This is a genomic window from Leptospira meyeri (assembly GCF_004368965.1).
Classification (GTDB): Bacteria; Spirochaetota; Leptospiria; order Leptospirales; family Leptospiraceae; genus Leptospira_A; species Leptospira_A meyeri.
The window spans coordinates 2,407,299-2,429,656 of sequence record NZ_SORO01000001.1; the positions used below are offsets into that span (position 1 = coordinate 2,407,299).

19 protein-coding genes are annotated in these 22,358 nt (G+C 36.6%); 11 read left to right on the plus strand and 8 right to left on the minus strand.

The window, feature by feature from the left end; genetic code table 11:
* Nucleotides 1–5: 5 nt before the first annotated feature.
* Both pepN and CLV96_RS11360 read right to left on the minus strand, forming a co-directional pair.
* The gene (gene pepN, locus CLV96_RS11355) at nucleotides 6–2,648 is read right to left on the minus strand and encodes an aminopeptidase N (RefSeq protein WP_004787579.1); all 2,643 of its coding nucleotides are present in this window, start codon (nucleotides 2,646–2,648) and stop codon (nucleotides 6–8) included.
* Nucleotides 2,649–2,663: 15 nt separating this feature from the next.
* Nucleotides 2,664–4,088 (minus strand): peptidoglycan recognition protein family protein, encoded by a 1,425-nt coding sequence (locus CLV96_RS11360; protein WP_004787390.1) that lies wholly within the window; start codon nucleotides 4,086–4,088, stop codon nucleotides 2,664–2,666.
* Here CLV96_RS11360 and CLV96_RS11365 point away from each other — a divergent pair.
* The 3 genes from CLV96_RS11365 to CLV96_RS11375 are packed head-to-tail and all read left to right on the plus strand — an operon-like array spanning nucleotide 4,030 to nucleotide 7,775.
* A complete protein-coding gene (locus CLV96_RS11365; protein WP_208325393.1) occupies nucleotides 4,030–4,536 on the plus strand; it encodes a hypothetical protein in 507 nt (168 codons plus the stop codon). The genes CLV96_RS11360 and CLV96_RS11365 overlap by 59 nt on opposite strands.
* A gap of 12 nt (nucleotides 4,537–4,548) precedes the next feature.
* Nucleotides 4,549–6,156 carry a GMC family oxidoreductase N-terminal domain-containing protein gene (locus CLV96_RS11370; RefSeq protein ID WP_004785964.1) on the plus strand — a complete coding sequence of 536 codons (1,608 nt, stop codon included), beginning with the start codon at nucleotides 4,549–4,551 and terminating at the stop codon, nucleotides 6,154–6,156.
* Nucleotides 6,157–6,200: 44 nt separating this feature from the next.
* Nucleotides 6,201–7,775: a tetratricopeptide repeat protein gene (locus CLV96_RS11375; RefSeq protein WP_004786690.1), complete on the plus strand. Its 1,575-nt coding sequence runs from the start codon at nucleotides 6,201–6,203 to the stop codon at nucleotides 7,773–7,775.
* A gap of 74 nt (nucleotides 7,776–7,849) precedes the next feature.
* Here CLV96_RS11375 and CLV96_RS11380 read toward each other — a convergent pair whose 3' ends face one another.
* Genes CLV96_RS11380 through CLV96_RS11395 form a run of 4 tightly spaced genes read right to left on the minus strand, consistent with a single transcriptional unit; the run spans nucleotide 7,850 to nucleotide 10,636 of the window.
* Nucleotides 7,850–8,566 carry a type I 3-dehydroquinate dehydratase gene (locus tag CLV96_RS11380; protein WP_004787494.1) on the minus strand — a complete coding sequence of 239 codons (717 nt, stop codon included), beginning with the start codon at nucleotides 8,564–8,566 and terminating at the stop codon, nucleotides 7,850–7,852.
* 6 nt (nucleotides 8,567–8,572) lie between these two features.
* Nucleotides 8,573–9,547: a KpsF/GutQ family sugar-phosphate isomerase gene (locus tag CLV96_RS11385; protein WP_004786732.1), complete on the minus strand. Its 975-nt coding sequence runs from the start codon at nucleotides 9,545–9,547 to the stop codon at nucleotides 8,573–8,575.
* Entirely contained in the window at nucleotides 9,544–10,083 is a 540-nt protein-coding gene (locus CLV96_RS11390; RefSeq protein WP_004787526.1) for a UpxY family transcription antiterminator, read from the minus strand. The genes CLV96_RS11385 and CLV96_RS11390 overlap by 4 nt, the downstream gene beginning before the upstream one ends.
* The gene (locus CLV96_RS11395; protein WP_004787399.1) at nucleotides 10,070–10,636 is read right to left on the minus strand and encodes an LIC_10042 family TonB-like protein; all 567 of its coding nucleotides are present in this window, start codon (nucleotides 10,634–10,636) and stop codon (nucleotides 10,070–10,072) included. The genes CLV96_RS11390 and CLV96_RS11395 overlap by 14 nt, the downstream gene beginning before the upstream one ends.
* Between CLV96_RS11395 and aroC the strand changes: the two genes are divergently transcribed.
* The 8 genes from aroC to CLV96_RS11435 all read left to right on the plus strand — a co-directional run bounded on the left by aroC (nucleotide 10,627) and on the right by CLV96_RS11435 (nucleotide 18,329).
* Nucleotides 10,627–11,763 carry a chorismate synthase gene (gene aroC, locus CLV96_RS11400; protein WP_004784369.1) on the plus strand — a complete coding sequence of 379 codons (1,137 nt, stop codon included), beginning with the start codon at nucleotides 10,627–10,629 and terminating at the stop codon, nucleotides 11,761–11,763. The two genes, CLV96_RS11395 and aroC, sit on opposite strands and share 10 nt — an antisense overlap.
* 16 nt (nucleotides 11,764–11,779) lie before the next feature.
* Nucleotides 11,780–12,520 carry a response regulator gene (locus CLV96_RS11405; RefSeq protein ID WP_004787004.1) on the plus strand — a complete coding sequence of 247 codons (741 nt, stop codon included), beginning with the start codon at nucleotides 11,780–11,782 and terminating at the stop codon, nucleotides 12,518–12,520.
* 54 nt (nucleotides 12,521–12,574) lie between these two features.
* Nucleotides 12,575–14,023, plus strand: coding sequence for an NADH-quinone oxidoreductase subunit G (locus CLV96_RS11410; protein ID WP_040917194.1), 1,449 nt, complete (start codon nucleotides 12,575–12,577; stop codon nucleotides 14,021–14,023).
* The gene (locus CLV96_RS11415) at nucleotides 14,010–14,537 is read left to right on the plus strand and encodes a NuoI/complex I 23 kDa subunit family protein (protein ID WP_004786192.1); all 528 of its coding nucleotides are present in this window, start codon (nucleotides 14,010–14,012) and stop codon (nucleotides 14,535–14,537) included. The genes CLV96_RS11410 and CLV96_RS11415 overlap by 14 nt, the downstream gene beginning before the upstream one ends.
* Nucleotides 14,538–14,700: 163 nt before the next feature.
* The gene (locus CLV96_RS11420) at nucleotides 14,701–15,711 is read left to right on the plus strand and encodes a hypothetical protein (protein WP_004786904.1); all 1,011 of its coding nucleotides are present in this window, start codon (nucleotides 14,701–14,703) and stop codon (nucleotides 15,709–15,711) included.
* A 72-nt stretch (nucleotides 15,712–15,783) separates the two neighbouring features.
* On the plus strand, nucleotides 15,784–16,998 hold the full coding sequence (locus CLV96_RS11425; RefSeq protein ID WP_004786662.1) for an acetyl-CoA C-acetyltransferase: 1,215 nt from the start codon (nucleotides 15,784–15,786) through the stop codon (nucleotides 16,996–16,998).
* Between the two features lie 448 nt (nucleotides 16,999–17,446).
* The gene (locus CLV96_RS11430) at nucleotides 17,447–17,782 is read left to right on the plus strand and encodes a Zn-ribbon domain-containing OB-fold protein (protein WP_004787466.1); all 336 of its coding nucleotides are present in this window, start codon (nucleotides 17,447–17,449) and stop codon (nucleotides 17,780–17,782) included.
* Between the two features lie 97 nt (nucleotides 17,783–17,879).
* Nucleotides 17,880–18,329, plus strand: a complete 450-nt coding sequence (locus tag CLV96_RS11435; protein ID WP_004785300.1) for a hypothetical protein — start codon at nucleotides 17,880–17,882, stop codon at nucleotides 18,327–18,329.
* 33 nt (nucleotides 18,330–18,362) lie between these two features.
* Here CLV96_RS11435 and CLV96_RS11440 read toward each other — a convergent pair whose 3' ends face one another.
* Nucleotides 18,363–20,735 carry an ATP-binding protein gene (locus CLV96_RS11440; RefSeq protein ID WP_004786582.1) on the minus strand — a complete coding sequence of 791 codons (2,373 nt, stop codon included), beginning with the start codon at nucleotides 20,733–20,735 and terminating at the stop codon, nucleotides 18,363–18,365.
* Nucleotides 20,736–20,929: 194 nt separating this feature from the next.
* A complete protein-coding gene (locus tag CLV96_RS11445; protein ID WP_134151966.1) occupies nucleotides 20,930–22,357 on the minus strand; it encodes a TolC family protein in 1,428 nt (475 codons plus the stop codon).
* Between the last annotated feature and the right edge of the window lies 1 nt (nucleotide 22,358).

The following is a 22,358-nucleotide window of genomic DNA, read 5'->3' on the forward strand; positions in this document are numbered from 1 at the left end:
GTTCCTTAGTTTGCGATTAGATCTTTATGTTTATTCTTCATTTCGACACATTTTTTTTCCGAATCAATTTGTTTCAAAAGAGTTTTTTTGACAGGGGCAGGAAGACGGGGATGGTTTCCTGTAAACTTCTTGATGATCAGAAGAGTTTCATCTGTACAAAAATCAGGTGCCAAACTTTTGGCAAACGCATCCAAATAGTTTTCATCTTCTCCGTTGTTAAACTTGTCCAACGCATCCAAATAGGTATCTAAAAAAGTTAGTTGGATATCTTTTTGATGTTCAGGAAAGAGAGAATAGGAAACCACTCGAAGAGTAGAGGAGGAATATTGACTCGATTTGGGATTGAGTAAGATTTGAATCCATTTTTCTTTTACCGAACGATTGGGTTCGGCACCTTCTGCCGCCAAACTAGAATTAACCCCCCTACTAGAAGGATCTGTTTTTTTCTCACGATCAATGATGTTTTGGATTTGAGTTCTGTCTGTTTCTAGAGAACTCAATTTTACGATGAGATTCCATCGTAAATCTTGGTCGATTTTTAGTCCGTTAACAGAAAGTTTGTTTTCCAGAAAGTCATACAATCTTTTTTTTGCATGGGCGGTATAAGTTGAATCAACAAGTGACACAAACAAATATCTTTGTTCATCGCTTCCCGGTTTTGCCTTTAGAAGTTCTTCCCATATGAATGTTTGTAAGGAATTTAAATCACGAATTCGTTTTTCTTCAGGAAACCAAAAACGACTGGTGAAATAGGTTGAACCGTTATCGCCAGCTATTCTAGATAAAATCCAACGTTTGATTTTGATATCAGTTTCGGAGGAATACAAACGAATTGTCGTATCCTTAAATTCATCAAAGGTAATATTTGCAAGTTGTACTTGTCTAAAGTAATCAGTCCACAAGATGAGTTTTCGCATTGGATCTGTGTCAAATTCTAAAACGTATTCTAAATTATCTTTGTTTGATTCTGTCCATTTCCAAATGGAAAAATCATGGTCTTCTGCGTTGATAAAAGTATAATTGGGGCAGGCTTTTACCGGAAAAATTGCATTTGTGGACCGGCCTGAATAAACGACAGGAACTTCTTCAAAGGAAAGTTGTTTGTTGGGTTTATCAAAAAAGTAAAGACCTAAGATAGTTTTATGATCACGGAGTTTATTTTCTAATCCTGGTGCAGATTGTACAATTTTCCAATAGAATTGGTTCTCAGTACAAATGGTAGTTAGTTCCACTTGGTTGGTTCCTTTGGTTTCTAACCAATCTTTGGACCATTTCTTCATTGGGAAACCACTAGCAAATTCTAACTCCTTTAAGAAGTCAGTGAGTGTAGAATTTGAATAAGAATACTTTCTTAGATAATTTTGAACTCCACGTTGAAAAGACTCCTCTCCGATAAAATAAACTAGTTGTTTAAGAACAGAAGCACCCTTTCCATAAGTGATTCCATCGAATTGTGTGAAAGCTTCTTCAGTATCAGAAACCTTTGCTTCTACAGGATGATTTGTGATATAACTATCTTCTTCATAGGCCCATTGTTTCATTTTTTCAAAAAAACTAATCCAGGTTTCTTTGAATTCGGAATTCTTCGCTTGGGCCAAACTCGCCATATAAGTCGCAAAACTTTCGTTAAGCCAAAGTCCATTCCACCAACGCATGGTGACCAAGTTTCCAAACCACATATGTGCCATCTCGTGTAAAACAACGTCAGAAAGATTTTCTCTTTGGGATCTTGTCATTGGGGCACGAGATACAAAACGTTCTGAAAAAGTGACGGCCCCAACATTTTCCATGGCACCAAAATTAAACTCAGGAACGATGATTTGATCATATTTTAAAAACGGATAAGGAATTCCAAAATAAGAATTAAAAAAAGCAAATCCTTCTTTGGTAAAGGTAAACCAGTCTTTGGGATCTACATATTTTGCTAGAGACTTTCTTACGAATAACCGTAAAGGTATGGATTCAAAATGATCTTCCCAAACTTGATAAGGACCTGCATGGAGAGAAAAAACATAAGTTGAGATTTTTGCTGATTCAGGGAATGAATAAGAAATTTCGTCTGTGTTGGTTCCTTTGGATTGGCCATTGGGAAGAGTTGTGGAAATTACCTTCCAATTTTTAGGAACAGTAACATTTAGTTTGAAAGTCGCTTTTAAATCAGGCTGGTCAAAACATGGAAACATTTTGTTTGCATGGAAAGCTTCGAATTGAGAATACAAATACACTTCTTTATCATCAGGATCTGTGAATTTATGCAGACCGTTTCCCGTTTTTGCATAAGGAGTTTCAAATTCAACCGTGAGTGTGTTGTTACCAATCATCAGATTGTTAGCTGGCAATTGGATATGACCATTTTCGTAAGTAAGGTTAGTTAGACTTTCTTCATTTAAAACAATACTATTAATTTTTCCTTGGAAATAGTCTAATCGTAGATCGTTGAGTTTTTTTCCCAAAAACTGGATTTTGACCTTTCCCGTAAAACTATCTCCTGATGTTAAATGAACATCCATTTCATAATGAATGTCTTCAATGATTTCAAAACGAGTTTCTGCCTCAGATTGTGTTAGATGGTAAACCGATTTTTTGAGACGGCAATCCAAAAGCAAAACAAGGGAAATTAAGGTAAAAATTTGTAAAAGTTTTTTCATAGAAGCTCCGTCTCGTTATGGTTGAAAATTGCGATATAAAATAGCCCAGTCGATCGACTTTCGATTTTTCCATTCTGGTTCACTATAGTATTTGCCACCAATCGAATTTAAAATCATTTCCATATAGTCTTCGCCTGGATCAAAGTCTTTTGCGTTTAAGAAAATCGAACCACCCCATTTTTTTTTTGCTTGGGTATGGCTAAAAATTCCCATTAAATCTTCTAATTTTTCATTCGAAAGAGGAATTTTGTATTTGGTAGCCAATTGGATGACAAGTTCCTTCACTGTTTTGATTTGGTCAGGTTGTTTAAATAGTTCTTCAGTGTCTTTCGCTACAATTTCGATTTGGATACAATTGTCGTTGGTTCCGGTCGCTGCAGCGGCTCGGTCTTCTAAAACATCGACTAATTGGTAGGCTTTTCCATTGTTGTCCACCATTATCGATGCTGTTAGGTTACGTGCTTCAAGTGTGCGTAAGGATTTAAAATATTCTGATATCGCTGTATAATGCAAAACAATACAACTTGGTTTGATTTTTCCGCGGAATGTGTATTTAACGCGATATTCTTCAGGAGGGAATCCCTTTTCATCTTTTTCTATACTGGTAATATTGATTTTTTCTGCTTTGGTGATTCCTCTTCCATTGGTGGGTTTAAAGGTATCTTTTAGTATTTCTTTGTTTTCTTTTTTTAAGACCCAACCTGTAACAAATCGATCTTTCCAATCATCTTCCTCGAAAAATTCACCATCGATTTCAGAAAGGATTTGTTTCAGTGCGAGTTCACTTCCACAAGGCGAAAAATCTACAAAGCCACCAAACCTTCGTTTGGTTTGATTGTGAGTGAATACTCCTTTTTTTGAGATAACATCATAATTGGATTTGGGAATGTTTAGTTCCTCTGTCAGATAAGAAATGATCTGATTTAAAACTCCACGTTGTTTCCGGTTGTTATAAAGAGTCTCTTGTGTCCCTTCGTAGACTAAATGTATAGATTCTAAATCAATACCAGGAGCGGCTGACCATTCGTGATTTAAGAAATTTGGATCACCATAAATATTGCCTTCAGAGTCCACGTAGATGTGAAACATAAATTGATTCTCAACAGAAAGCTTTAGCAGTTCAGGTAATTTTCGTTTTCCAGAATTGTGTATGACAATGGCAGAAATCGATTTAGGGTCTCTAATTTTAGAAAGTAAGTTCCATTTTACATTTCTTGTCGACTCAAGTTCGTTATAAGACACCAAACCTTTGATAGCAATGGATGGATAGTCAGGTTCTCTTCGAAAAATACCAATACAACCAGTAAAAATAAGGAAAATGAGTGATAATTTTACAAGATTCTGACACAATGGGTTCAAAATCAAAGCAAGGAAAAGAGACTTGGAGCCGTATACACCCTTTATTCTGTCGCGAAATCGTTTCTTAAAATTTTCTCTCAAATGTTTTGCCCTAACCGCAGTTTCGATTCATGGAGTGAATTGTGGTCCTGGAGTGAACACACCCGCTCTCCGGGGAATTTCTCCAGAACAATACCATAGTTTTCGTAGCTTGCAAGAAGTCTTCCTAAGCGACAATCCCATTCCGAATTTTGATTTGGGTCTTGCTTTGGATAATTATGTATATGGACACCCTTATCCCATTGAGACAGAGAGCGTCATACAGTTGTTAGCCAGTGTTCCATCTTCCATTTTGACAGCAATGGCTCTTGATTTTTCTTTTACTCCGATTGTGAAACTTCCTATGGAAGAAAGAATCAAACGATTGCAGGAATGGAAACATTCCTCTCTCGGACTCAAACGTGGAGTTTATGCAATCCTAAGACAAATTTCATTTTTCCTTTTAAGTTCTGACAAAGAATACCAAAAATTTGTCGGTTATATTCAATAAGGCGGACTATTTATGGGAATTTCTATTTTTAATCAAAAAATCATTACTCCAAAAAATCATTCAAATATCATCCAAGAAAATAAAATCCAAAATGGAAAATGGGAACTGACTGCAGATGTTGTGGTCATTGGGTCAGGGGCAGGCGGTGCAGTTGCTGCGAGTGAATTAGCAAAAAATGGTTGGAAGGTCGTCCTCATTGAAGAGGGGAGTTACTTCACACCTGCGCAATTTAATTCCGATGAATTTATCTCGCAAGCAAGACTTTATCGAGATGCTGGATTCATTGTAACAGAAGAACAAACTTTATCGATTTTACAAGGGAAGTCCATCGGGGGGTCTACAACTGTCAATTGGCAAACATCACTTTATCCACCCGACTATGTAACCAATGAATGGAGTGAGCGTTTTGGATGGCAAGGATACTCAAGAGAAGAAATGGATCCTTACGTTTCTGAAGTGCACGAAAGATTGGGAGTACATGAAGTACCAGATAACTTAGTCAATGCGAACAATAATGTGTTACGTGTAGGTGGAAAAAAAATAGGTCTCACTCCACAGGTACTTCGCAATAACAATCGTGGTTGTATTGGACTTGGTCGTTGTGGTTTGGGCTGTCCTATCAATGCAAAACAATCCGCATTTTTAACTTGGATTCCAGATGCCATTGAAGCTGGTGCCATTGTGGTTTCGAATATGCGAGCAGCAAAAATTAAAGAAGGCAAAATCAAAACTGTCATTGCCGAATTTACACCTGATGCTTACGAAGCTGCTCCTGCGGAAGTCATTCAGATAATGGAAATTAAAGCACCAGTTGTGATTGTCAGTGCTGGTGCCATTGAAGGCCCTGCTCTATTACAGAGGAGTGGGATTGGGAATGGTTGGGTAGGCCGAAATTTAAAAGTTCATCCTACTTCTACTATTTTTGGTAAGTTTGATTCAGAAATCAAAATGTTCCATGGCCCTCCTCAATCCATTGTGATCAAAGATGGTCACAACCAAAATGGAACTGGTTATGGTTATTGGTTGGAAGCAGCTCCTTACCGTCCCACTTTGGCATCTTCACTCGTTCCATTTTACGGAAAACAACAGTTTGATGTAATGAAAGATTATACCAAATACAACGCTGGGATTGTCCTTGTTCGTGATGGTGCAGACGGGGAAGCCAATGCCAGTGTGAAGTATAGTTTGGGTAGACGCAAAGTGTATTTTGAACTAACACCAACAGATGGTCTCAATATGTTACGAGGTTTGAAAGCCCTTGCAGAAGTAACCGTGGCGGCTGGCGCTAAAGAATTGATTTTTCCTTTTACCAGATTCAAAGAACCATATAAAGTGACAGGAAACGACAACTTTGATTGGATTTTGAAAGAAAGTACAAAACCAGGGGATCTAACTGTTGGTTCAGCGCATCCACATGGTTCCATCCAGTCCGCAAATGATCCAGAAAAAGGTGCAGTTGATTTAAATTTGGAAATTTATGGCCATAAAAACATATTTGTCATGGATGCCTCAGTTTATCCTACAGGACTTTCGGTGAACCCACAAATAACGACCATGAGTATCGTTCTCAGAGCATCTAGAAATCTGGCTTCGCAAAAAGAAGAAAGAACGAAGGTCTAACTTTTTTCCAAAAATCCCTTTCATTCCCATGGGTTCCAACTAGTTTGGAATCCGTGCGGAAATATCTTTCCTTAGTTTTTATCTTTGTAATCTTTCAACCTACACTCTTCGCCATTGATAGTGATGCGATGAAGGAAGGAAAAAAGGCTTTTTCAAAAAAAGCCTATGGCGAAGCGATTAAAAAATTTACAAAACATGCCGACTCACACCCGCAAGACGGTGAGGCCTATATGTATTTGGGATATATCTATGAGTATAAAAAAGATTATCCTAAATCAATTCAAAACTTTAGAAGAGCTGCCGACCTGGATTTGGACAAAGACCAAAGAAGAACTGTCCTTCTGAAACTCGCACTTTTTTTTAATTATCACCAGGATTGGAATTTATCAGCAACTTACTCTTCTCGATATTTGAAATATGATCCAAAAAACGAAGAGGTTCAAAAGATTTATAATCGTGCTGTGGGAAACAAAGGGAATCCTTCATCACAATCATATTCACATCCAACAAAAGTAGAATCCAAACCTGCAGAACAGAAACCATCAGAAGTCAAAAAAGATTCTGTTAAAAAACATGAAGATGTTTCAGATGATTCGGAAGCAACTAAACCAAGCGAACATTATGAACAACTTTTGGCGAACCAACCGAATCTAGAAGATGTTCGTTGGGATTATGTTCTAGCATTGTTTGAAGAAAAAAAATACGATAAAGCAGAAACAAATCTCAAAATCCTAATCGAAAAAAATCCCTCCAGATCGAGATACCATTACAAATTAGGGATAGTCAAACTTAGACAAGATGATCCCAAATCTGCGATTGAATCATTTGAACGTGCGAAAAAAAATCCTTTTTCAAAAGACACCAATGTATTTTTGTATTATGTTTATTTGAATGAAGGAATTGCATTTCAAAAGTTAGCTGAACTTGAAAAAGCGGAAATTTCTTTCCAACAAGCTTACAAACAATTACAAAAAGATCCTCCCCTTTTGGCTTTGGCAAGGTTGTACGAACAAAAATCAGATTGGGAAAATTGTATTTCTTATTCTGACAAAGCACTATCTTTAAATCCAAACCAAATAGAATCTCATATGTTTCGTTTTGTTTGTATGTTTGAAGTTGGCAAAAGAACTAAAAAGTTTGAAACTAGTTTTGCAAAATATGCTGAATTCATTGATTCTAAATTTCCAGATTTAAAACAAACTCCCGAAAAATACCAAATAGGTTTTATTAAACTTGCAAGACGTTATACGGAAACCAATGCATTTGACAAAGCAGAAACTTACTTTTCTGTTTTGGAAAAAGATCCAACCAGGTCCGAATCCCGAGAATTTTTATTTTATCGAGGGCGAAATTATTTTTATTCTGGAAAACTGGATTTAGCCATTTCGATCTTACAAAAAGTAACAGGTTCTTCTTCCGGATATTATCTTCTTGCTCGATGTTATTCTAAAAAAGGGGACGTTACTAAAACCAAAGAACAATTTAAGTTAGCTGCGGATTTAAAACCTGAGTATTGGACTTCGGAATCTTTAGAGAAGGATTTTAAAGATATTTGGAAAGATAGTTCTTTTAAAGAATTTATTCAAACAAAGGCGGGAACGGTAACTCCCCAAAACTGATCAAATTCAGAGATGAGTGAAACAAGTTACAAAAACTAAATTACCTCGGGTATATTCCTCCGAGGTAATCACATTTAATCTTCTTTAGATTCTTTTCCAGAACCTGGACTTTTAAACAAATCAGCCCTAAGTTTTTTAAAGGTTTCCACCGAAATTTGACCAGGTGCCTTTGGTTCACCTAATGTCATGTAGGTAAAAGAAGAATGGAATTTATCTCCAAAGATTCGAGAGATGAGTCCAAGTTCGCCCATACAAATTCCAATCATTGTATTTGATTTGGATAGTAGTTTGATATCGTTTAAAAAATCTGCAGTTTCTTCTATATCTTCTGGTGTGATCGCAAACTTGAAGATGGGGTTTTTCTTTTTTACGGGTTTTGCTTTATTAATGAAATTGGTCATTTCATTTGCAAGGATAGACTTTTTAAAAGAATGATAGGAATAAATGATCCGATAGTTTAATGTTTCGTAATTACGAAAAATGGTATCTTCCCGATTGAGTTCGATGTCTAGATAGTTGGCATTATCATTAAAATCTTTTAATATCCCTTCTACATCTTCATGGAAAAGTTTTACATAGGAGCGAACACTGCTATCTTCTGCTCTTCTATAAGTAAAAAGAACAGGAAGGCCTAAAGCTTTTAGCTTTTTTTTCATTTCTTTCTGTATGTAGTTTCTGGAAAAAAGATCCAATCGGACTTCGATGATATCGACGTCCTTTGCATCTTTTTTTTGTAAATGGCGGAGGTCATCTTCACCAACAGAAGCTACGATTTTATATGAATCTGGCATAATGATTTAAAGTCCTTTTTGTAATAAATCGTGTAAGGAGATCATTCCTACGAATAAACCATTTTCGTCCACAACGGGCGCAACGGATATTGGTCGCTCCCGACCTTCCATTTTGATTAAAACATCATAGGCTTTTTCTTCAGGTCTGAAACTACTTGGATTTGCATTCATCATTTCCTTTGCAGTGACAGTCGGTGAAAGAGTATTTTTAGTCAAAAACTTTCGGATGTCATAATCTGTAATCAAACCAATTAATTTGGAATTTGAGTCCACGACGCCAGTGGCACCAATCCCTTTCTCCGTGATTTCTTTGAGAATTGTTTCTAGATTGGCATCAACCGGAATGGAAGCGTTTCTTTCCCCTTTCCGCATTACATCCGATAGATGTAAGGACAGGCGTTTTCCTAACCTTCCAGCCGGATGGTACAAAGCAAAATCATTGGCTTGGAAATTTTTTAATTCCATGAGTGCTACCGCAATGGCATCGCCGAGGACTAAAGCAATTGTGGTACTTGATGTAGGAGCCAAATCCAAAGGACAAGCTTCTTTTAGAACAGGCGTGATAATGACGATATCTGACAGAGAAGCTAACTTTGATTTGGCGTTTGCAGTAATCCCTACTATTTTTGCTCCAATTTTACGGAGTGTAGGCAAAATATAATTGAGTTCTTCGGATTCCCCGCTTTTGCCAATAGCTAGAACCACATCATCCGGCCCAACAATACCTGAATCCCCATGTGAAGCATCTGTTGGATGTAAAAAGTAAGCAGAGGTTCCCGTGGAAGAAAGTGTATGGGATATTTTTTTGGCAATATCACCTGATTTACCAACTCCGGTGACAATTACCTTACCAGTGGATTTTAAAATTAGATCAATACAATCTTTAACGGAAGGATCTAGTTGGTCGCGGAAGTGTACCAATGAAGAAATTTCATCATCTAGTGCTTGTTTAACGATTGCGATCGTATCTTTTTCTTTCATATAATTAATTCCTCCCAGGCCAAATCACCTACATTGACTTGGTAAACAAAAGCAGTGTTAATTTCCGGGATGCGGAGGATTACTTTTGTTTTATTTTTAATTTCTATAACTTCCATAGTTTTGCCAACATAGGCACCACCAATGATACGAACCCTTTTCCCTTTCTCTAATACGGATTCCGGGCTCGTGGTCAATGAATCTGCATATTTCTGCAACCCAAGTTCTAAAATATCCAAATCGTCTTGGGACACCGTTGCGGGTTGGCCTTTATGAAAGACAAAATGGTGGGAACCGGGTAATTGGAGGACTTTATTTTTATCTCTCCAGAAGACAATTTTAACAAAAATATAAGAAGGTAGGACAGGGACATGGATCCACTTAAATCGATCTGTCCATTTTTTTCGTTCTTTGCGGATGGGGAGATAGTTTTCCAGATGATATTTTTTTAGAAGTTCACTGAGTTTTTTTTCTGCTCTGGGTTTTGTATACACAATGTACCAAGCACTTTCTTCTATGGAGGGATTAGTCTCGGACATCTAAACGGAACCTAATGGGTAGAACAAATTCTTTACCTTTGGAATGTTGGAACTGCCAATCGGCGAGTTGCCGACGCACCTGTAAATCAAAGACACCATACCTACATGGGGTGACCACTGCAATTTTTTCCAAAGACCCATCTTCTTTGACGGTCAATCGGTACACACAAACATCTTCCAATTTTTGTTCTAAGGCTAGTGGCGGATAACTAAGGCAGTTTTGGAATTCTGAGATCTCATCTTCAACGGTTTTTGTTCCTTCTTCCTTTGATGGATTTTTGGAGGAGGAAGTTGTGGTATTTCCGAATCCTGTGGAAAATTGTAAATGTATGGTGGATAAGCTACTACCCTCTTTCCATTTTAAAAATGGCGAATCTATGTCCCTTTTAAGGTTATAACCGAATAGAGCGAAAACTAACAAGAGGTGAAATCCAAAAGTGATGGAAAGAGCCTTGTATTTCGAACCTTCAAAGAGGATGTGCATTCCAAGTTCATGAAAAACTTTATTGGAGAGAATGCAATCTCCATTTTCATTGTCCGTATATGCCTTCAAGTTGGGGAAAAATTTTCAGAGTATCAACATTTGGTGAGTCTCACGGAACTTCTGTTGGAGTTGTCGTGGATGGAGTTCCTGCTGGCTTACCATTTCCAGAGGAAGAAATCCAAAAGGATTTAACACGCCGTAGACCCGGCCAAAATGATCTCACCACTCCACGGGATGAGAAGGATCGTATGGTTGTGGAATCAGGAGTGTTCCAAGGTAAAACAACGGGTAGCCCCATTCTCATGAAAGTGAACAACCAAAACACAATTGGAAGTGACTATGATGAAATGGCTCATGTGTTTCGGCCTTCCCATGCAGATTATACATATTCAGAAAAATACGGACACAGGGCTCATGTGGGCGGTGGTAGGTCATCCGTTCGGGAAACAATTGGAAGAGTAGCTGCGGCAGGCCTTGCCCGAGTGATTTTAGAAAGAGAGTTGGGAATCTCAACAGTAGGTTGGGTGGATTCCATTGGTCCAATCGATTCTAATATTAGTGAATCAGAATATCCTATTTCTAGAGATATCGTAGACAACTTCCCCACGAGATGTCCAAAAAAATCGTCTAATGACGAAATGGAGACTCTTATTCGGAAACTTAGAGATGAAGGAGATTCTGTTGGTGGAGTTGTAAAAATTGCTGTGAGAAACTTACCACCTGGCCTAGGTGATCCCGTATATGATAAGTTAGATGCTGATTTGGCCAAGGCAATTTTGTCAATTTCTGCATGTAAAGGATTTGAAGTGGGTTCTGGATTTACTGGTACTCGCCAAACGGGAAGCGTTCACAACGATGAATTTTATATCGAACCGGGAACTGGAAAAGTCAAAACAAGAACTAACAATTCTGGTGGTATTCAAGGCGGAATTTCTAACGGAATGGATTTGATCCTTCGTGCAGCTTTCAAACCAACTTCTACCATTAAAAAAGAACAAAAAACAATTAACGATAAAAATGAAGAAACGATTTTAAAGGCAAAAGGCCGACATGATGCATGTGTGCTTCCAAGAGCAGTTCCAATTGTGGAAGCTGTCGTAAACCTTGTAATCGTGGATGCCTATCTTTACCAAAGAGCCTTACAACCAAAATGGTTTATGAAATATGCAAATTTAGATTCTATTCCAGAACAATAAAGGAATCCTAATACAGATGAACCGACCAAAAGTTTATAAAGTCCTATTACTTGAAGATGATGAAAGTAGCGCCAAACTACTATTACATACCTTGGAAAGATATAACTTTGACGTCACTCATGTTGTGGATGGAATGTCGGGACTCACCAAAATTAGAAACAATAGTTATGATTTGGTCATTAGTGATGTCAATATGCCCTATTTGGACGGAATTAGTTTTTTGGAGAAAGGAAAAGACATGTTGAAGATGACCCCTGTCATCATGTTAACTGCCGTTGGCGAAAAAGACCAAGTGCGAAGAGCGGCTCTCAGTCACGTCACAGCATATCTTTTAAAACCAATTGCAAACCAAGCTTTGCTGGAAAAAATTGCGCAAGTTTTGCAGCTAAAACCCGAAAACATCATTGATAAAAAAGCATTTCCGTTAGTGGTCAATGTTACGGAACTTTCCATTTCTCAAATGGTTTTGGACATTCAGGGATGTCCCGGCAAAAAATCGACAGAGGAAATCTTTGATCGGTTTATGTTGTCCTTGGGAGGAAGAGGGTCGTTCACCAATTTGAGAATCAATCTCGATAACGCCTTTTTTTACGAAGTTAAGTCATTACAAATTTTGGATGATCTGATTGCAAAAATTCTCAAACAGACCAATATCCGAGCCAGTTCCTTGTTTTTAGATTCGGAATTCTTCAATAACCATGTAGTGGATTTGCAACCCTACTCGTACCTTTCTGAGGTAAATATAATTTCAAAATGAAGGTTTGACAAAAACAAAAGACCTAGGTCTAATCAAACCTAGGGGGCCTGTTCTTTGGTTAAGATAAAGATAGACGGAGTCGAATACGAAGTCGACGAAAAGAAAAACCTCATCGACGCCACAAAAGAAGTAGGAGTCGAAATCCCTTACTTTTGTTACCACCCAGCACTCAGCATTGTCGGTATGTGCCGCATGTGTCTCATTGAAATTGAAGGTGTTCCTCGTTTACAAGCAGCTTGTAATACTCCTGTAAAAGAAGGAATGGGTATCATTACTAAGTCAGACCGAGTGAAAGAAGCTCGTGCTGGTACAATGGAATTTTTACTCGCAAATCATCCGTTAGACTGTCCTGTTTGTGATAAAGCTGGAGAATGTCGTTTGCAAGACAATGCATTTGGTTCTGGTTCCGGACATTCAAGGTTTGAATTTGATAAAAGAAATATACCTCAAGAAGAGATTGGAACCAATCTCATCATCAATCATAATCGTTGTATAGTTTGTTATCGTTGTGTTCGTTTTGAAGAAGAAAAGGTGGGTGAGTCCAATCTTGGTCTTTTTGAGCGAGGAAATCATTCCATCATTGGACTTGCTAAATCAGAACCAATCGATCACAACTACCAAGGTGCTTTAGCAGATATTTGTCCTGTCGGAGCACTACTAAATAATAAAACATTATTTAAGTCGCGCGTTTGGTGGTATAAATCACATAAATCGGTTTGTCATGGTTGTTCTACAGGTTGTAATGTAACAACAAATGTTCGAGACAATAAAATGTATCGTTATATGGTTCGTGAGAACTATGACCAAGGCATGTTTTTCCTTTGTGACAAGGGAAGATTTGATTTGGATTGGATGAATCAAAATCGTCTTCACAGTTACTTAGAAGCGGGAAATCCGTCAACATCCAAAGAAGTCATTTCAAAAATCGCAGATCGTATGAGAGAAGCGAAGTCGATTGCTGTTCTTGGTGGAGCTCATGAATCCAATGAAACTCTGGAATCACTTAAAAAAGGATTTGAGTTGGTTGCGCGTGAGTTAGGTGGTAAATCCATCCAATGGGAATCTCGTGTAACAGATGCACAAAACAAAGAAACGGAACAAGTGGATTTTTTGCTCACAAAAGACAACCACCCGAACACAAAGGGAGCTGTTGATTTGGGAATCACTACAACTTCAGGAATTTCTGGGATCGTCAATGCCGTTAAGTCTGGTGCCATTGATTTGGTGTTTGTATTGAAAGAGTCAATCCCGGAAGGAATTGATCCAGCAAAGGTAATTTCCTTTGACACTAACTTAACTGATGCAGCAAGGAACGCTAGTTTGGCGGCACCGATTCAAATTTTTGCAGAATCTGCGGGTAGTTTTACCAATAAAAACGGCCTCAGACAAAACTTTGAGCAGTCGATGAATCCGATCAAAGGATTGTTAACTGTAGCTGGTGTTGTGGATTTGATCTTCCAAAAACTAACTGAAAAAGTGGAGGCATCTGTTGGGAACCGTTAATGTCATCAACGTAGCCAAAAAACATCAGTTTTCTTGGTATGAAAAGTTCTATTTTTGGTCCATAGGCAAAGGTCTTTGGATCACTTTGAAACATTTTGTTAAGGTAGCTTTGTTCAATAAACAGGTGACCATCGAATACCCTGATAAAAAACGCCAGTATTCCACTCGGTTCCGCGGTATGCACTCGATGAAACGAGATGAAAAGGGTCGGGAACGATGCACTGCTTGTTTTTGTTGTATGTGGATTTGTCCTGCGAATGCTATTCATATCGAAGCCGCCGAAGTTCCTTCAGATCGCCAACATCTTCATCCGGAGGATAAGTTTGCTAAGAAGTTTGAAATCAACTTACTGCGATGTATCTTCTGTGGTCTATGTGAAGAAGCTTGTCCTAAAGGCGCAATTTATCTAGATGGAACTGGTGAAATGGCAGCTGACAATCGTGAAGATCTATTTTTAACCAAAGAAAGAATGATGGAAAAAACTGGCGGTCCAATTCTCGGCCAAAGGAATTAAGTTTATTTTTTCTTTTTAATTCAATTGCCCGGTTTTTGTTTTTTAATTTAAACTACCGGGTATTATTTTTAAAACCAACGTTATTATAACCTTCGTGAATTCACTTTCTTTGATTCAAAAATCGAAAAACATTTTTTTCTATATAAAGTTTGCAAACAGATTGATGGTAATCAAAAGTTTGAGAATTCTTTTTAGTATTTTTGTTTGGATTCTCGTATTTGGGTTTCATTCTACACTTTTTGCTGAAACTACCATTATTGAAAACGAAGAAGATGAAAGGAGAGTTTTGGAGAATCATGCTTTTGAAAAGTTACGATTTGGCCTCGCTAATCATATTCACTATTATAAAGTTAAAAAAACTAAAAACACAGTTGTAGAACAACGATCTGGACGAAAACGATTGTATGATCATAATTTGATTTTACGTTCGATCTTTCGAAATCGTATTTTACACCATGAGTATGGGTCCATTGGGCGTTTGTTAGATGGCGCTAGTTTTATCGATTTTGGAAGTGCCATTCTTTATGAAGAAGGTGCGGTCACGGTTCGGGACTTATACGAAGATCAGTTCCTTTCACGTTACATAAAAAAAATTGTGGCAACTGATATTAATGATCCGGAATACGATCACACACGGTATATAGAAATTCATCTCACAGAAAGAGAACCGTTTCCTTTTGCTTTTAACGAGATTCCTTATCGATTGGATGACCCTTCCTACATTCGAATTTTAACAAAATTATATACGCCAAATGAATTTTCACCAGTAATCTTTCGCAGTACCAATTCCGGTCCTGATTTGTTTTATACTGTAGAAGAGATGAGGGAACATTTTCGATCGGTTTTGGATGCCAACCCTCATCGCACCATTTTATATTTTTTCAATCGTTACATATTTTTTCGAACTCCCTGTGAATCCAAGTTCCAACTCATTGGAACCATCGATGAAAAGGTCGGCGTGAACCATAGTTTCAGCGCTTGGCGTTATGTGGATTGGAACAAAAGGGAATTTTCGGAGGCGATTGAACCCAATTTTCGCTACGTTCGGATTGCCGAAGAACGAAATGAAAGCAAAGCAGACCGACTCGACGCTATGTTTTCGGGTTACGGCTGCCAAATTCGAGCAAAATTACTCTACTACCGTCACAAATTCATGAAAACTATGACGAAATGATGATTTTTTTACTTTTCTTGTGAGGCGAACTCTGTACGTTTTTCCTAGAAACACCCAGAGAGAGGTAAACCCATGGGGAATTCCTATATTATTGATGCTGTCCGAACTCCGAGAGGAAAGGGCAAAAAACGCGGGACACTTGCATCCGTCCACCCACAAGAATTAGCTGCTGCCACATTAAAAGCCATCCAATCACGTACCGGAATCGATCCAAAAACGGTTGAAGAAGTTGTAATGGGTTGTGTATCCCAGGTTGCTGACCAAGCTGCATGTATCGCTCGTTATGCGGTTATGGCGGCTCATTGGCCAAAAGATGTTCCAGGTTATACTGTGAACCGGTTTTGTGGATCTGGATTACAGGCACTCAACAACGTAGCAAACCATGTTGCTTCCGGAGCAATGGAACTTGGAGTTGGTGGTGGAGTTGAATCCATGAGCCGTGTGAAAATGGGTGATGATATGATAGGTCGTGATTTTAACGTTGGTAACGATAAAATTGCTGCACATTACAATCTAGTTCCACAAGGGATCTCTGCTGACTTAATCGCAACTAAGTATGATATTTCTCGTGAAGAAGCAGATCGTTTTGCAGAATCTTCACAACAAAAAGCACATGCTGCCATTCAAAACGGATACTTTAAAAAATCTGTGATCCCAATTACTTTGGATGATGGAACCGTTGTGACGGAAGAAGAAAACCCACGATTGGAATCTGATTACGCATTCCTTTCAAGTCTTGGACCTGTATTCAAAACCATCGGTGAAAAAGAATTGGATGCGATTGCGTTACGTTCTTACCCAGAAGTAACAAAAATTAATCACATCCATACTCTTGGAAACTCTTCTGGTATTGTTGATGGTGCTGCTGCGATTTTAGTTACCAATGATGATGGATTGAAAAAATACGGTTTGAAACCACGTGCAAGAATTCTTGCAACAGTGGCAACTGGTGAAGATCCAACCATCATGTTAACTGGTCCTGTTTCTGCTTCTCAAAAAGCTTTGAAACAAGCCGGTCTTAGCGTTAAAGACATTGACCTTTGGGAAATCAACGAAGCTTTCGCCTCTGTTGTGTTATATGTAAAGAAAACACTCGGAATTGATGAATCCAAAATCAATGTCAATGGCGGGGCGATTGCTCTTGGACATCCACTCGGAGCAACTGGTGCGATTCTTACTGGAACTGTTCTTGACGAATTGGAAAGAAGAGACCTTCGTTACGGACTGATTACTCTTTGTATCGGTGGCGGTATGGGTATCGCAACCATCATCGAAAGATTGAAGTAGGATAAGACTTTAAGTATTTACATAACACGTTTAAATCCTGTTGAGGCTGTAATAGTGACAACGGGATTTAAACGTGTTTCGTTTATAACTCACCATTAGCCTCTTCTGGCCTAAGAAATTAATAACCAATAGCCTGCAGGGATTTATATGCAATGCGTATAACAAGCTTGTCGTTAGGGGTAAGTTGGGATAACCTGTGAACTGTGGGGAGATTTATGCGCATTGCGTATAAAATGCTTCCGACTAAGAATTTTTTGTAAATTCCATTCGATAAGTAGATAGATTAACTGAAATTCGGTTTCGATATGGATTTAATCGCATTACGGTTATCCAGGGCAGCTCTAAGACTGTCAGTAGTAATTTAGAATGAATCGATAAATAGAAATTTTAACTCAAATAAGGATTTAAACGTATTGCGTTTATTTCAAGAAAAACTGAGTAATGTACTATGAACGTAGTTGAAACCTTTCCGGGAATCCATTGCAAACAATGTGATTTTAAAGTGGCGGAACAAACTTCCGGTTGCCCCTCATGCGGAAGCGAATCTATAGAGCCTGTAAATCTGAATCCTAATGGGATCATCCATTCGTTTACGGTTGTGTATGTTGGATTTGGTCATATGGCAACTCGTGCCCCTTATGTTTTGGCGATTGTACAAACAGAAGAAAATGTAAAACTAACGACTGTGGTTGAGGGTGTTTCTGATTTTAGCGTTGTAAAAATTGGAGACAAAGTTCGATTCAAAGCTATGGACGAAAAGATTGGCCCTATATTTCAATATTAGAGTTTTCTAATTCTTTTTTTCTTTAGTTTAAAACTTCTATAATAAATTATTAAAAATTTAAAACTAGTTTGCTTTGAAAACTATGGATAGAGTGAACATGAAATCGACTTCTCCAAAACAAAAAAATAAATCCAAACAAAAATATCCAATTCCCTCTGAAGAAGTATCATCTTATTATTTTAATTTAACACCTGTAATGTTTGATAAGTTTATGGAAATCCGAACTTGGATTTATGAATTGTATGAATCAGATGAACGTATTGGTGAAATTGAAGAATGTGTAAAATGGGCGGAGCCAAGTTTTTTAACACCTAAAACAAAATCGGGTTCTACCATTCGAATCGGAAAGGTAGACGATTCGGAATTTGCCCTTTATTTCAATTGTAAAACTACCATTGCCAAAGAAATTGCAATTGAATTTCCTGAATTGAATTGTGATGGAAGAAGAGCGTTATATTTTAAAACGAATCAAAAACTTTCTAAAACCAAACTCATTGTTTGTTTAAAGAAGGCATTGTTGTATCACAGAAGAAAAGTGAAAAAATGATTCAGGAAATAATAGCAATTATATTTTCGTAAATTATTTTAAAATTTCTATAAATTTATCAAAAACATCTTTTTTTGACACTGGTTTAGATAGAAAACCACTAAAGCCTGCTTCTAATATTTCACGTTGTTCTTCCAAAGTAACATTCGCAGTAAATGCAACTATTGGACAAAAATGAAATCGATCTGAATCTATCTTTCGGAAAATTTTTAGCATATCAAATCCATTTAAATTAGGCATTTGGATATCCATTAATACTATATCAAATAGATTTTCTTCATAAATGCTAACAGCCTCTATACCACCTGTAGATAAATAAATAACAGAAACTTTTTTTTCTAAGAATTTCTTAACAATAAGTAAATTTTCTTGAACATCATCGATTACGAAAACTTTCAAATTTTCAAATTGTTTATTAGTTTGTTGGAATTGGGAATTTTCAAAATTCTTGGGCGTTGCAATATCTAAAGGAATTTTGAATTTAAATTCTGACCCTTCACCTAAACTACTTTTAACAGAGATTGTTCCTTTCATCAGTTCAACTAATTTCTTTGAAATCGCCAATCCTAAACCAGTTCCTCTTTGAAAGATTTGATTTGAATCATGAGCTTGGTAAAACCTTATAAATAATTTACTGATCTTTTCTTCTGTCATACCAATGCCTGTATCCCTAACTTTAAAAACAAAAAAACCATTGTCTTCAATGCTAAGTGACAGAACCACTTTACCTACATTGGTAAACTTAAACGCATTGCTAAGTAAATTAAACAAAATCTGTGAAATTCTGTTTGAATCACCTTTAACAAATAAAGGTACATTTTGGTCTATAAGTATTTCGAAAGTAACCAAAGTTCCCTTAGTTTTGAATTGAAAAATCTTATTTAGATCGCTAAATAATTCATCAATTTTAAAATCATGACTATCAATGGTTAAAAACCCTTGCTCTAGTTTCGATAAATCTAAAACGTCATTCAGAACATTTAACAAAGTTTTGTTGGCTATGTTGAAAAGGGATACATATTCTTTTTGCTCTGGCTTCAAATCAGACTCATCTAATAGTTGAGCCATACCTGAAATGATATTCATTGGTGTTCTAATTTCATGGCTCATGTTTGCCAAAAATTCATTTCTGGCTTTAACTGACTTTTCCATTCTTTCAATTGCTAAGTTTAATTCTAAGGTTCTTTCCTTTACTTTGTTCTCTAAATTTTCATTGAATAGGGTTAATTCATTTGTTAGTTTTTCATTTGTCCTATAGGCTTCTGAATGTCGGACTGCTAGAATAATACCTTGGGTGAAAATCATAAAAATTAATCCATATGAAGCAGTGAATGGAAATTGAATTTTTTCCTGAATAATCATCATATCAATAATGATTGTGATCAAGGCAACAAACATGCTGCATAACGAAATCCATGAGTATTTGACTCTTTTATAAATCGCAAGGATGTTTAATAAAACGGTAAATACTGCGATTAATAATACTATGTATTGAAATTGTAAAACGGTTAAAGAAATTGAATAGGTATCTAAAAATATAGCATAAAAAAAATATAGAAAAGAAATGCTATAACTGATGATTAAATATTTATTTTTATAAGGATATTCAATAGGAAGCGAAAAAAAATGAAGTGCAATGCTTGGAGAGAAATACATTGCACTATATTCAATTAGGAGAAATAGCTTATAATTTCCATTTGGATAAAACTCTCTCAGTATTTGCTCGTTTTGAACAAAAGCTCTAATCAGCAGAAAAAAACAGAGAAGGGCAAAAATTAAATTCGATTTATCGGATTTCCTTATCAGAAAATAAAAAATATAATAAAGACCAATTATAAATAAAACGCTTATTGAAAATAAGTCGGAATTTCTTCTTTGATTAGAAATTGTATTTATTGCATTAGGCAGTCCTAAATATAATGGTCTTCCAATTCCACCTACTCGATGTTCAAAGTTTGATTCGTGGATTAGAATGTTTAGAATGTCAGAATTTGCATATATATATCCAAGAGAAGGGGAATGAACATTTTTTGAAGTTTCTTTCGTTGTTCCAAACTTTCCTACTGATTGGGAAAGAGCAGCGTTTACAAATATTTCATACGCACCTGCATGGTAATCGGCTCTTAATAATAGGATTTTATTTTTCCAGTTTTCTGGTATCTTGACTTGAAGGAAATAGGTAGCGTAGCCGAAACTTCCAATTTTTTTATCATTAATTAGTTTTTGGTTCCATGAACTTGGAACAATAATTGTTTCTGATTCTAGATTATTAGTTAGAGGAAGTTTCTCATTTTTAGATTCATTCCAAAAAAACTTCCATTCGCCATTAAGAATTACGAAGTCCTTTTGGATGTCTTGATGAATCAAATTTGATAAATCTAAAAAACCATTTTTTGCTTCTGGCAAATTTGAATGGAAAATGAACAGATTGCACTGACAAAGAAAAAATTGTGTTATAAAAAAAAGAAATATCAGTTTTGTCTTTCGATTTTTTGAAACCACAATTTACATTAAATTTTTTATTAATCAATGTTTGTCTATAAGAAATACTTATCTAATTTCGTTGTTTTAATCGACTTTGTGTGTAGATTCGACATAATTTAGAAGTTACTTGTCTTTCTTTCGCCTTCTGGTTCTTTTTGACCTCGCCAACCGCCGCCAAGTGCTTTATACAAACCGACGTTAGATTCTAATAAGCTGTATTTTAATTCATACACTTCGATCTGAGCTTCTAAGAAGTCACGTTGGGTAAATAAAACATCAATGTAATCGATACGGCCGGCTTTGAAAAGTATGTTAGAAATTTCTACAGATTCTTTTAAGTTTAATACTTGTTTAGTTTTTGCTTCAAACTTTTGTTTTAAATTGTTTATTTTTACAATTTGGTTGGTGACTTCTGTAAAAGCTTTTAGTAGAGAAACTTCATAATTGTATAAAGCTTGGATTTGAAGATTGTTTGCCGTTGAGTAGTTTGCTTCAATGGCTTTTCTGTTAATAAGTGGGGCTATGATTCCTCCACCTAAACCATAAGCTAACGATACAGGTGTTCCTTTAAAATGTTTAGAATTAAAAGCTTCATATCCAATGTTTCCATCAATCATAAGTGATGGATAAAATTTGGCTCTGGCAACTTCAACATCTAGTTTTCTCGATTCCAAAATCAACGTTGCTTGTTTGATGTCTGGTCGATTTTCCAAAAGATCAATGGGGACAGATTTTTGAATTTCAGGAAGTGTGATGTCTAAAAAATCTCCAGACTTTCTTGTGATTTTTTCTGGGAACCTTCCTAGTAAAAAGTTCAAACGGTTTTCTGTGATGGCGATTCGTTGGACGATATCATACTTTCTTGCTAAGTTTTTAGATACTTCTGCTTCAAAACGTTTTACGGCGAGTGAGGTTGTCCTCCCCGCTTCTCTTTGTAGAACAACAATTTCTTTGACCTTGGTTAGTACTTCAATGTAGTTCTCCACCAAAGTGAGTTGGTTGTCGAGGGCGATCAGTTCAAAATATGTATCGGTAATTTCGGCTACCAAATTAGTGACAACATATCGTTTTCCTTCAATTCCAGCCAGATAACGAAGATAAGCTGACTTAGTTGCGTTTCTTAATTTTTTCCAAATATCGATTTCCCAACTCATCACTAGCCCACCATGGGCAAAAAGAGTAGGGGAATTTGCATTTGGTGTACTAAACCGTTCTTTTTGTTCACTTCCACCATCAGCTTGAAGGGATAATTTCGGAAGATATTCCCCTTGTCTTGCAAACACTTCATTGTTAGAAATATTAATTTCTTGTTCTAAAATTGCAAGTTCCTGGTTGTTTTCAATAGCAACGTCAATGAGTTCGACTAACTGTGATTCTTTGAAAAATTCCTTCCAAATTTGATTTGCTAACTTCACCGATTTTTCGGAACTTTCCCAATTTAAAAACTCATCAGGAAGTTTTAAATCTTCTTTGTCTCTTTCTAAAAGAGCGGGAATACAAGAGAATGTGAATAAAAATATTGAGGAAATGATAATTCGTTTCATT